Annotated in this window: 8 protein-coding genes; all 8 read left to right on the top strand. The window is 38.2% G+C overall.

Annotated elements, in window-relative coordinates; all coding sequences use genetic code 11:
- The first annotated feature begins 63 nt into the window (after positions 1–63).
- The 8 genes from AC13DP_RS14015 to AC13DP_RS13980 all read left to right on the top strand — a co-directional run bounded on the left by AC13DP_RS14015 (position 64) and on the right by AC13DP_RS13980 (position 13271).
- Positions 64–3798, top strand: a complete 3735-nt coding sequence (locus tag AC13DP_RS14015; RefSeq protein ID WP_483067983.1) for an efflux RND transporter permease subunit — start codon at positions 64–66, stop codon at positions 3796–3798.
- Between the two features lie 267 nt (positions 3799–4065).
- Positions 4066–5352 (top strand): TolC family protein, encoded by a 1287-nt coding sequence (locus AC13DP_RS14010; RefSeq protein ID WP_483067982.1) that lies wholly within the window; start codon positions 4066–4068, stop codon positions 5350–5352.
- A gap of 454 nt (positions 5353–5806) precedes the next feature.
- Entirely contained in the window at positions 5807–7498 is a 1692-nt protein-coding gene (locus tag AC13DP_RS14005; RefSeq protein ID WP_483067981.1) for an efflux RND transporter periplasmic adaptor subunit, read from the top strand.
- Positions 7499–7617: 119 nt separating this feature from the next.
- Positions 7618–8172, top strand: coding sequence for a DUF3347 domain-containing protein (locus AC13DP_RS14000; RefSeq protein WP_272957477.1), 555 nt, complete (start codon positions 7618–7620; stop codon positions 8170–8172).
- 58 nt (positions 8173–8230) lie between these two features.
- Positions 8231–8794 carry a helix-turn-helix domain-containing protein gene (locus AC13DP_RS13995; RefSeq protein WP_272957478.1) on the top strand — a complete coding sequence of 188 codons (564 nt, stop codon included), beginning with the start codon at positions 8231–8233 and terminating at the stop codon, positions 8792–8794.
- A 90-nt stretch (positions 8795–8884) separates the two neighbouring features.
- Complete coding sequence (locus AC13DP_RS13990) at positions 8885–9208, top strand: four-helix bundle copper-binding protein (RefSeq protein WP_337957959.1); 324 nt, start codon at positions 8885–8887, stop codon at positions 9206–9208.
- A gap of 61 nt (positions 9209–9269) precedes the next feature.
- Positions 9270–12005, top strand: coding sequence for a heavy metal translocating P-type ATPase (locus tag AC13DP_RS13985; RefSeq protein WP_483068037.1), 2736 nt, complete (start codon positions 9270–9272; stop codon positions 12003–12005).
- 42 nt (positions 12006–12047) lie between these two features.
- Positions 12048–13271: a permease gene (locus AC13DP_RS13980; protein WP_483067980.1), complete on the top strand. Its 1224-nt coding sequence runs from the start codon at positions 12048–12050 to the stop codon at positions 13269–13271.
- Positions 13272–13298: the final 27 nt, after the last annotated feature.

The following is a 13298-nucleotide window of genomic DNA, read 5'->3' as shown; positions in this document are numbered from 1 at the left end:
TGGTTTTGCTATGCCTTTTTTAGGCTAAGATGATGTGTTTTTTAAGATCAAATAAATATTTTTATGCTGAACAAGAGCATTAAATTTTTAATAGAAAATAAGCTGGTTGCCGTTATCCTACTTTTGGTTTTTGTGGGATGGGGTGTGGTTAATGCACCATTTAACTGGGAGAAGGCTCGAATAGCTAGAGGAATACCAAGAAATCCGGTAGCGGTAGATGCTATTCCCGATATTGGTGAAAATCAACAGATTGTTTTTTCAAAATGGGAAGGTCGTTCCCCACAGGATATTGAGGATCAGATCACCTATCCTTTAACGACTTCTTTGTTGGGTATTCCTGGAGTAAAAACGATTCGAAGTGCTTCGATGTTTGGCTTTTCAAGCATCTATATCATTTTTGAAGAAGATGTAGAATTCTATTGGAGCCGAAGCCGGATACTGGAAAAATTGAACTCTCTCCCAGCTGGACTATTACCTGAAGGAGTAAACCCTTCTTTAGGACCCGATGCGACCGCTTTGGGGCAAATTTACTGGTATACTTTAGAAGGTCGTGATAAAGAAGGTAATGTTACGGGTGGCTGGGATCTTCAGGAATTACGAAGTATTCAGGATTTTTATGTGAAATATGCACTGTCTAGTGGTGGAGGTGTTTCAGAAGTGGCTTCTATTGGCGGTTATGTTCAGGAGTATCAAATTGATGTAAACCCTGAAAAAATGCGTCAATATAATGTGAGCCTTCAGGATGTGGTTAAAGGGGTTAAAGAAAGTAATCGTGAGATTGGTGCACAGACTTTAGAAATCAATCAGGCTGAATATTTAGTTCGTGGCCTGGGTTATGTGAAGTCTATTGATGATATCGAAAATGCAGTGGTTTCTTCTAAGGATTTTTCAGCATTAAAAGTCAGTGATGTCGCTAATGTTTCAATAGGTCCTGCAGCACGACGCGGAATTTTAGATAAAGAGGGCGCAGAGGTTGTTGGAGGAGTTGTCGTGGCTCGTAATGGAGCCAATCCTATGGAGGTTATTCAAAATGTAAAAGATAAAATCGCTTCAATTAGTGGAGGTTTACCTTCTAAGGAACTGACCGATGGCACCACTTCGCAACTTACGATTGTACCTTTCTACGATCGATCTGAACTAATCCAGGAAACTTTAGGGACTTTAAACGAAGCACTGAGTTTGGAGATTTTGATTACCATTTTTGTGATCGTGATTATGGTGTTTAATCTTCGAGCTTCTATTCTTATTTCAGGATTACTTCCGGTAGCGGTATTGATGGTGTTCATCGCGATGAAAATTTTTAATGTTGATGCCAATATCGTAGCGCTTTCAGGAATTGCAATTGCTATTGGAACAATGGTCGATGTTGGTGTAATCCTTTCAGAAAATATTGTTCGGCATTTAGAAGAAAACGAAGCAGAACTACCAACAAACACCGTGGTTTATAATGCCACTACAGAAGTTTCAGGGGCGATCATCACCGCTGTATTGACCACTATTATTAGTTTTATTCCGGTATTTACGATGGTAGGGGCTGAAGGAAAATTATTCCGCCCACTTGCCTTTACCAAAACTATGGCACTTACCGCTTCGATTATAGTAGCACTATTCTTAATTCCGCCGTTTGCAGCCAGTATATTCAAAAAAAGAGAAACACGAAAAAACTTCAATTTAGCCATTCAGACACTATTGATATTGGCCGGAATTGCAATGATTTTTTATGGATTTTGGATAGGCCTTATTCTAATTGGTTTAGGGGCAGCCGGGATTCTAAAAGCGCAAAACATCACTTCAGAAAAGCAACATAACTGGTTGGTTGTAGGTGTTATCGCGACCGCTATTGTGTTTATGCTGGCTGTATTTTGGCGCCCACTTGGTTTAGATGCTTCAATATTTTGGAATGTGATCATGGTGGCGATCATTTGTTTTGGTTTATTGTTTGTCTTCAATCTTTTTAAAAGCAATTACACCCGCATCTTACACTGGGCATTAGCCAATAAAATATTATTTCTTGTTTTTCCATTGGCGATCATCATTGCCGGGTTTACAATAATGCGAAACACGGGAGAAGAATTTATGCCTTCACTTAATGAAGGTTCGTTTTTACTGATGCCAACCTCGATGCCACATGCCGGAGTTGCCGAAAATAAACGGATTTTACAACAATTAGATATGGCCGTAGCCAGTATTCCTGAAGTGAAAACCGTGGTTGGAAAAGCAGGTAGGACCGAGTCGGCATTAGATCCCGCACCACTTAACATGTACGAAAATATTATTCAGTATAAACCGGAATACGCATTAAATGCGAACGGAGAGAAACAACGTTTTAAAGTTAACGAAGATGGATATTTTGTATTAAAGGATGGAAGTGTATGTGCAAATTCAAACCTAAAAACCGAACAGACTTCAAAGGTCTCCAAAACCTGTAAGGTTTCCCAGTTAATCCCAGATGAAAATGGGGAATACTATAGAAATTGGCGACCGCATATAAAATCCCCTAATGATATCTGGAACGAAATTTCAGCAGCTACAAAATTACCGGGAATTACCTCAGCGCCTAAATTACAACCTATCGAAACCCGACTGGTAATGTTGCAAACCGGGATGCGCGCACCTATGGGAATTAAAGTGCGGGGTCAGGATTTAAGGCAAATTGAAGCTTTCGGGATGAAGCTCGAAGAAATCCTAAAAGAAGCTGAAGGCGTTAAAGATGAGGCTGTTTTTGCCGATCGTATTGTTGGGAAGCCATATTTATTGATGGATATTAAGCGCGATAGATTAGCGCGTTATGGAATTTCAGTTAGTGACGTTCAGGATGTTTTGGAAGTGGCTGTTGGTGGAAAAATGTTAAGTCAGACGGTTGAAGGTCGCGAGCGTTATTCAGTGAGAGTACGCTATCCAAGAGAGCTTCGGGATTCGCCAGAAGATTTAAAAGATATTTATGTTCCGGTAGAGAACGGGCAGCCGGTTCCATTAAATGAACTCGTAGAAATTCGCTATGAAAAAGGGCCGCAGGTGATAAAAAGTGAAGATACATTTTTAATAGGCTATGTGCTTTTTGATAAAATGGAGGGCTTTGCTGAGGTGGATGTCGTGGAGAATGCGCAAAAAACCATTCAGCAGAAAATAGAGGCTGGGGAGTTAAACGTGCCGAAGGGAATTAATTATGAATTTACAGGGAATTATGAGAATCAGCTTCGCGCCTCCAAAACATTGTCGATCGTAGTGCCGCTTGCATTGTTGATCATTTTTATGATCCTGTATTTTCAATTTAAATCGGTGACCACTTCATTTATTGTGTTTACCGGAATTGCTGTTGCCTTTGGAGGCGGATTTATTATGATCTGGTTGTATGGGCAGAATTGGTTTTTAAATTTCAGCTTGTTTGGTGAAAATCTTCGGGATCTATTCCAAATGCATACCATTAATTTGAGTGTTGCAGTTTGGATTGGCTTTATTGCGCTGTTTGGTATTGCAACTGACGACGGTGTGGTTATGGCCACTTATCTCACACAAACTTTTAGTAAAAATGAACCGGATACTATCAAATCAATTCGTGCTTCAATTGTGGAAGCCGGAGAAAAAAGAATTCGTCCTTGTTTAATGACTACCGCCACAACAATTTTAGCGCTATTGCCGGTTTTAACAAGTACTGGACGTGGTAGTGATATTATGATTCCCATGGCAATACCAAGTTTTGGCGGGATGGTGTTCGCTTTAATCACGCTTTTTGTCGTACCGGTATTGTTTTGCTGGAAAAAAGAATTGAAGTTGAAAAATAAAGTAGTGAGTAGTTAGAATTGAGACCGCTTCGCTGTTAGAAAATAGAGAATAGAAACAAGAGCCAAGAACCAGGAATTATTCTGAATGCAAAATGTTGAATTTTGAATGAAATTTTTTAGTCATTTCGACCCTGCCAGCCGGCAGGCGGGTGAAGCGGAGCGTAATGGAGAAATCTTTAGTTTCAGTTCTTATTGAAAATAGATTTCTCGACTCGTGCCTCGCTCGAAATGACGACAGGTTTTAGATAAGTAATTTTGATTGGAACATGAAACAAAACTTTAAATGAAAAAGGAAAATAAACTGATGGCTAAAAGCTGGCAGCTAAAAGCTGAAAAAGCATATAAGATTTTCCCAATTTGGATACTGTTGCTTTCTTTTGCAACCGAAGCGCAACAATTAGAAACTTACGTGATGGAAGCGCAGGATAATAGTCCGGCAATTGATGCTTTACGGGCAAAATACGATATCTCCAGGGAACAAATCAATGCAGTAAATACTTTGCCAAATACCGAATTTGCAGCAGGTTATTTTGTAAGTGAACCTGAAACCAGAACCGGGCCACAGCAGGCTAAATTTTCGGTGAAGCAAATGTTTCCGTGGTTTGGGACGATTTCAGCGCGACAGAATTATGCCAGCGCATTAGCCGAAGAAGATAATATTGAAGTGGGTATCGCTTTAGGGAAGCTAAGATTATTGGTTTCTAAGGCCTATTTTCAGTTGTATGAACTTCAAGAAAAAATTAAAGTAGTTAAAGAGAATATTGAGTTGCTGAAAGTTTATGAAGAGTTGGCACTAAAAGGAATTGAAGTGGATAAAGCCAGTGCTGTAGATGTGCTGCAGTTAAAAATGCGACAAAATAAGCTAGAAGATCAGCAATTGAGTCTTCAAAATCAACTAACGTCGGGAAAAGTGGCGTTTAATCGATTGCTAAATAAAGAGAATGATGCTTTGGTAGAAATATCGGATACCTTGGAATTACCTTCAGAAGATATTCAGGTTTCGGCAATAAAAGTTCATCCTGAATTGTCCAAATTTGATGAAAACCTAGAAAGTATTGATTTTGCTGAAACGATCAATAAAAAAGAATCGGCTCCGCAGTTCGGTTTAGGTATTGATTATATCAATGTAGGAACACGCACTGATATGGCAATTCCCAGTTCTGATAGCTATCGGAATGGGAAAGATATTGTGATGCCCATGCTTTCGTTTTCGATCCCGATTTTCAACAATAAATATTCATCGGTTACGGCACAAAATGAATTGCGTAAAAAGCAAATTTCAGCAAATAAAACTCAGCGATTAAATGAACTGGAAAGTAGCTTGTCAAATGCAGTATCAATGCGTAATTCAGCTCGAAATTCCGTGGAAATTCAACTTCGCAATATTGCCTTGACAAAAGATGCGGAGGATATTTTGATGCGCAGTTACGAAAGTGAAAGTTTGGATTTTAGGGATGTGTTGGATATTCAGGAAATGCAGTTGGATTACCAGATGAAATTAATAGAATCCTTGAGCAATTATTTTCAGCAAGCGGCGATGATTCAGTATTTAGTGATTAGTAATGAGTAGTTAGAATTGAGTATTGAGCAGAGTAAATTTGACAATGTGGTAATTTGAAAATGTGATGATTGAGAAGAGAGAAAAAAAAATAGAATAGAGATTATAGATTTTGAATGTTAAATTTTGAATGAATAAAGGCCTACCGAAAATTGCTTGTAAAATTGCAAGTGAGAAAAGCGTAAAATTTTAGGCTGCCTGCCAGCCGGCAGGCTGGTTTGAGCGTAGCGAGTTCCTAAAATTTAGGTTCCGAACAAACAATTTAGAGCAAAGTTCGTAAGCCTAGACTTTCCTGCCCGTCCGGCAGGCGGGTTTGTTTCTTTTTTCGGCAATGGAAAAAAGAAAGAATGTGAATTGAAGTAGATATTTTATTTATTCAGACTATTAATAAGAATTTAGAAAACAGATTTTGATTTTTTTAAGCTAATGGCTGAAAGCTGATAGCTAAAAGCTACAAAAAACGATTATGAAAAAAATAATTATATACACAGGTTTGGCTTTGATCACTGGCCTTTTTGTTGGCTATTTGGTTTTTAGCAAAGGTGAAAATAAAACCGAAGAGGCGCATGCTGAACATAATGCTTCAGAAGATACCATGTGGACCTGTTCTATGCATCCGCAGATTATGCAGCCAGAGCCTGGAGATTGCCCGATTTGTGGTATGGAACTCATCCCGGCAGATCAAAGTGATGCAACTATTGCAGGTTTTACGATGACTGAAAATGCGATGAAACTGGCAAATATCCAAACGACGATTGTTGGAACTTCTAACACAGACAAATCGGTTACTCTATCTGGAACCTTAGAGACTAATGAAGAATTAAATGCAGTGCAATCCTCGTATTTTGCCGGGAGAATTGAACATCTTTTTATTAATACCACTGGTGAGCAGGTGAAGATTGGTCAAATTCTGGCAACAATTTATTCGCCTGATCTTGTTGCTGCTCAGCAGGAGTTGTTAACTGCGGTAAAGTTAAAAGGATCGCAACCCAAATTATACCAGGCGGTAAGAAATAAGTTAAAGAACTGGAAACTGAGCGATTCGCAAATCAATTCGATAGAAGAAGGCGGAAGAGTAAAAGAGAATTTTCCTGTTTTTGCCTCAAATTATGGTACGGTGACAGAAAAAATGGTAAACGAAGGGGATTACATAGAGCGTGGGCAACCACTATATAAAGTAGCGAATCTTTCTGAGGTATGGGCGGAGTTTGATGCTTACGAGCAGCAATTATCGAACCTAAAAGAGGGCCAAAAACTTTATATTTCGGTAAATGCCTTTGTAGATAAAACTTTTAGCGGAACCATTGATTTTATAGATCCTATTTTGGACAATTCTTCCAGGACGACAAAGGTTCGGGTAGTTTTAGATAATCGCGATGGAAAACTAAAACCGGGAATGTTCGCAGAAGCGACAATAAATATGGAACCTACAGAAATTGAGCAGATTAGTATTCCAAAATCGGCAGTAATGTGGACGGGAGAACGATCTATTGTGTATATAAAGACCAATCCAAATTTACCACAATTTGAAATGAAAGAAGTAACATTAGGGAGTGAAGTTGGCGATTTTTATCAAATTTTAGACGGGTTACAAAAAGGTGATGAAGTAGTAACTAACGGGACATTTACCGTGGATGCTGCGGCACAACTTCAAGGTGAAAAATCAATGATGAACCAGAATTCGACTGATGAAGATGTAGCAATACAAATGAACTTACCTAAAAAATTTCAGTTGACGTTCAAACCGATGCTTCAGGATTATTTAAATCTAAAAGATGCATTAGTGGCTAGTGATACCACTTTGGCAAAACAGACGGCGAAAAAAGCTTCAGCAAAAATCAACAATACTGATACAGCAGAACTGAATCAAATGTTGGTATCTCATTTTAAAGTTATTCAGAATAAATTTAAAGCGATAAGTGCTTCCAACGACATTGCCGCGCAACGAGAAGAGTTTATTATACTTTCACAAAATATGATCGCGCTGGTATCGAATTTCGATGAGATAGAAGAGATGTATATTCAACGCTGCCCAATGGCAAATAACAACAAAGGCGCAACATGGTTAAGTAAAAATAAAGATATTAAGAATCCATATTTTGGAGAGCAGATGCTAGGTTGCGGCGAAACAATAGATCGCTTACCATATAAGAATTAAAATAAACTTTAAAGAAAAGAAAACTAAAAGCAGCTGTATTTTGCAAAAAAAAGAGCTCTAGAAAAATATAAATACAACCTTGAAAAATACCAAACTTTATAAACTTTAAACTAAATTCTATGAAACGTATACACAGAAATCTATTTTTTATTGCCTTTTCGGTAGGGATTATAAGCTTTACTAGCTGTAAGGAAAACAAGGAAACCTCTACAGAAACTTCGGATAAGGAAATGAAAATGTCTCATGATGAAATAATGGATAACGAGACGCCAATGGAAATGAGCGGAGCTGAATTTAATGATGAAAAAGTTGCGAGAAATTACCAGTCTTATATAGACTTGAAAAATGCTTTGGTCGCTAGCGATGCTGAGGCAGCCCAAGTGGCAGCTAAAAAACTATCTGAAAATGGAGAAGATGATATTATAGAAGCAGCGACTAAAATTTCACATACATTGGATATACAAACACAGCGTAAAGCTTTTTCAGAATTAACGCATAATATGGAGCCTGTGTTAGAAAATGCAATTGTTTCTGGTGCGATTTACAAACAATTTTGTCCAATGGCTTTTGAAGGAAAAGGAGATTACTGGTTTGCTAGTTCTAAAGACATTAATAATCCGTATTTTGGGGATAAAATGTTGCATTGCGGAAGGGTAGAAAAAATCATTCAATAAAAGGTATATGATTCTCTCTTCCATAATTTGGGCGAGAGAATCATTTAAAATTAAAGTTTTGACAGAGAATATTGTTCATATAAAAAATGTGGTTTGTGGCCGATGTATCGCGACGGTAGAAGGTATTCTGTCTAAACTGAATATTCCGTATAAAAATGTGAGTTTAGGGGAGGCAACGCTACTAAAAGATCTTTCTACAGAGGAATATACCGCCTTTAAGTTGGAATTGGAAAAGGTAGGTTTCGCGCTTATAGAAGCTAAAAATAAACGTATCGTAAATCATATAAAATCGATATTAATTGATGAGGTTTCTAATAGCACCGATCAGAAAAAACTCTCTGAAATTTTAAGTGCTGAATTGCATTACGAATATAGCCACATCACCAACCTGTTTACTGCGGAAGAGGGACATAGCATTCAGTCGTATTTTAATAAACTGAAGATCGAAAAAGCCAAAGAGCTTTTAGAGTATGATGAACTTAGTATTGCTGAAATAGCTTATCAACTTGGTTTTTCAACAGCGGCTTATTTATCGACATCCTTTAAAAAGCAAACTGGGATCACACCTTCAGAATATAAAAAAATGCAAATAAAAGATCGTAAAGGTTTGGATCATGTTTAAGCTTTTATAAAACTGAAATAACTTACCATAATTTTAAAAGTACTTCTGCTGTTTCTCGGTTAATTTTGATTATGAACCAAAAAATCAAAAATGATGAGAAGTGAGAAATTAGTGAATGCCCTGGCAAATTGCGTTAATCATTGTAATTATTGTGCAGATGCCTGCTTATCGACAGATAATATTGTTATGATGCAGGACTGTATAAGGACTGATAGAGTGTGTGCCGAAGTTTGTAATGCTTTAGCTAATGTAGCAGTTATTGAGGGCGCCAATATTACCGATTTTGTCAAATATTGTATTATGATTTGCCAGCAATGTGCAGATGAATGTAAAAAACACGATCACAAACATTGCCAGGACTGTGCGACCGCATGTGAAACCTGTATAGAAGCCTGTAATTCTTACTTAGCTTAAAAATGAATTAAATATCATACCGAAAACCTAAAATTGCAGGTTTTCGGTTTCTTTTCTTATGATGAAGCATAAATACCATGTAAGCGGAATGAGTTGCCAGGGTTGCAAATCTCATGTAACGAAAGCTCTTGAAAATATTCCTGAAGTAGAACAAGTTGAGGTAGATCTTGAAAAAGGAACCGCTGAAATTTCTATGAGTAAACATATCAAGATTGAAGAATTTCAGCAGGCCTTAAAAAATGCTGGTGGAAATTATCAAATCTCAATGCCTTCGGAAACAAATTCTCCTGAAGATAGTTTGATGACGCACACTTATCATGTAAGCGGAATGTCTTGCAATGGTTGTCGCTCTCATGTAGAAAAAACCTTAAATGAAGTTGACGGTGTAGCAAAGGCTGAAGTGAATCTTGAAAAGGCCGAAGTAAGAATCAGTATGCATCATCATATTGAAATTGAAAAGTTTCAGAAGGCCTTAAAGGACGACGGAGGTGGATATGAAATTCATCTGGTAGGTCATCATCATCATTCAGATAAAAGAAAAAAGAAAAAGAAGCCTAAGGCTAAAGGCAATGGCAAATGGTATTGCCCAATGCATTGCGAAGGGGATAAGATGTATGACGCGCCGGGAGATTGTCCGGTATGCGGAATGGATTTGGTGCAGGAGCAAAGTTTAAGCGCTTCCAGTAACATCTACACCTGCCCAATGCATCCGGAGATTGAAGAAGATGAGCCCGGGGATTGTCCAATTTGCGGGATGGATCTGGTGCCTAAGGAACCCGAGCCAGATGCGCAAAATTCTACCTACCTGAAATTGCGTAAAAAGTTCTGGCTTTCTGTAGCCTTTACCTTGCCGGTTTTCTTAATAGCCATGTCTGATATGCTGAATAACAATCCGCTTTATCAGATGATGGACTTGCAATATTGGAACTGGGTACAATTTGGGTTATCAATCCCGGTAGTTTTTTATACGGCATGGATGTTCTTTGAGCGTGCCTGGAAATCTGTGGTAAACTGGAATTTGAATATGTTTACGCTAATTGGTATTGGTGCCGGCGTAGCGTGGGTTTTCAGTGTTTTGGGGTTGCTTTTTCCAGGGTTATTTCCCGATCAATTTAAAACCGAAGCAGGAACAGTACATGTTTATTTTGAAGCTGCTACAGTAATATTAACCCTAGTGTTGCTTGGACAAATGTTAGAGGCCAGAGCCCACGATCGCACCAATTCGGCTATCAAAGAATTACTGAAGCTGGCACCCAATAAAGCTACTCGAGTTAAAAATGGGAAGGAAGAAGTCGTTGGCATCGATGAGATCGAAGAAGGCGATATTTTAAAGGTGAAACCCGGAGAAAAAATCCCGGTAGACGGCATAATCAAAGAAGGGAAATCATCAATCGATGAAAGTATGATTACAGGAGAGCCTGTTCCGGTAGAGAAATCGGCTGAAGATAAAGTAACTTCAGGAACTATAAACGGAAATTCTTCTTTTACCTTGATTGCCCGGCAAGTTGGAGATGAAACTTTGCTCTCGCAAATTATCCAGATGGTAAATGATGCCAGTAGATCTCAGGCCCCAATTCAGCGTTTAGCCGATAAAATTTCTGGCTATTTTGTGCCGATTGTGGTGCTTATTTCTGTCATCACTTTTGTGGTTTGGGCTATTTTTGGTCCGTCGCCATCTTATGTTTATGCTTTTGTAAATGCTATCGCAGTACTGATTATAGCTTGTCCCTGTGCACTTGGCTTGGCTACCCCAATGTCGGTAATGGTTGGTGTCGGGAAAGGTGCTCAAAATGGAGTTTTGATTAAAAATGCGCAGGCTTTGGAGTTAATGAATCAGATAGACACCTTAATCATCGATAAAACGGGAACCATTACTGAAGGAAAACCTTCTGTGGAAAAGATTGTAAGTGTTGGAAGATACAGTGAAAGTGATATTGCAGGATTTATCGCAGCTTTAAATACACATAGTGAACATCCACTGGCTACCGCGACAATAAAGTACGCGAAGGAGTACGAAATAGAGATTAAAGAAGCTTCAGGTTTTGACTCGGTTACCGGGAAAGGTGTTGTGGGAGAACTTCAGCAGAAAAAATTAGCGCTGGGAAATAAGGCGCTTTTAGATGAAAAAGGGATTAATTCTTCAGAAAAGATTGATCACAAAATTGAACAATTTCAGCAACAAGGAAAAACCGTTTCTTATTTAAGTGTAGCTGGTAAGGTTGAAGGTTTTGTTGTGATTTCAGATCCTGTGAAGAAAACCAGCAAAGAGGCGCTTACCAAGTTGATAGAAGATGGTGTTGAGGTAATTATGCTTACCGGTGATAACGAGCGAACTGCTAAAGCTGTTGCAGATGAAATGGGAATTGCTTTTAAAGCAGGAATGTTACCGCAAGATAAAATGCTTGAGGTAGAAAAGCTTCAGCAACAAGGTAGAAAAGTAGCCGCAGCCGGAGACGGAATTAACGATGCGCCGGCATTGGCCAAAGCTGATATTGGGATCGCTATGGGGACAGGAACCGATGTTGCCATTGAAAGTGCTGAAATTACACTGGTAACAGGGGATTTAAAAGCGGTACTAAAAGCAAGAAAACTAAGTGATAAAGTGATGGCTAATATTAAACAAAATCTGTTTTTTGCTTTGATCTATAATAATATTGGGGTGCCAATTGCAGCGGGTGTTTTATATCCTTTTTTCGGAATTTTATTATCACCAATGATTGCGGCTTTGGCAATGAGTTTCAGTTCGGTTTCTGTGATTGCCAATGCATTAAGGTTGCGGGCAGCAAGACTTTCTTAAACCTCTTTTTGATGCTAAATATATTGACTAAAACCAAGATTTATGAATGATTTTTTAAATAAATGGGGGGAAGCCGCAAATACCAGTCTGGGGTTTTTCTGGATGGCTTTGTGGGCCTTTGCTTTGGGATATGTGATAAGTAGTTGCATTCAGGTTTTTGTGACAGAAAAGCGAATGCAAAAAACAATGGGTAAAAACGAATCTAAAGGGGTGTTACTTGGAACATTCTTTGGCTTTATTAGTAGCTCTTGTAGTTTCGCGGCATTGGCTTCTACCAAAAGTTTGTTTAAAAAAGGAGCAAGCTTTGTTGCCAGTATTGCGTTTTTACTGGCTTCAACCAATTTGGTAATTGAACTTGGGATAATCATTTCTATATTTTTAGGCTGGCAATTTGTAGTAGGAGAATATTTAGGCGGAATTTTGCTGATCTTGATTAGTTGGTTGCTTATTAGGTTATTTCATCCAAAAGGACTTATTAAAAAAGCCAGGGAACGTCTTAAGGATAATAAAGATGATGATGCGAACAACCAGAAATCCTGGAAGGAAAGAATTAAAACCGAAAAGAGCTGGGCAAAAGTTTCCCAGCAATACGGGATGGAATGGAAAATGGTTTGGAAAGACGTTACACTTGGTTTTACCATCGCAGGAATTGTAGCTGCTTTTATTCCAGATTCCTTTTTCCAGACGTTGTTCATTAATAGCGGCCAAGGTAATACTGATTTTTCATTTTTTACGATTTTAGAACATATTATCATTGGACCGGTAGTGGCATTTATCACATTTATTGGATCGATGGGAAATATACCTTTGGCAGCTTTATTATTTGGTAAAGGCGTAAGTTTTGCCGGTGTCATCGCTTTTATTTTTAGCGATTTGGTGGTTTTTCCGGTACTTCGAATCAATGCTAAATATTATGGTTGGAAAATGGCGTTTTTCATCCTTATGCTTTTATTCATTTCTTTGGTAGGGGCCTCTTTATTATTGCATTATGGATTTTTGAGTTTGGATTTGATACCTGATCCATCTAGTGTTAAGGTTCAGGATCAAAGCTTCTTTAAAATAGATTATACCTTTTTTTTAAATATCGCTTTTCTGTTAGGTTCAGGATATTTGATTTATTTAGGGTTTTTTAAAAGAACCGATGTGATGCAGATGAAAGAAATGGCTCCAAAAAGTAAATTGATGGAAAAAGGCCTGAAGTATATTGCCTTTGTATGCTATGTTTGGCTTGCTGGGGGGATGATCGTTAAATATTTTATGCAGTGATAAAAATAAAAAGAGAAGCTTTTGGCT

Source organism: Zunongwangia sp. L-65 (genome assembly GCF_056859415.1).
The sequence above is the reverse complement of the archived record's forward strand: the minus strand, read 5'-3'. Positions and strand labels throughout refer to the sequence as shown.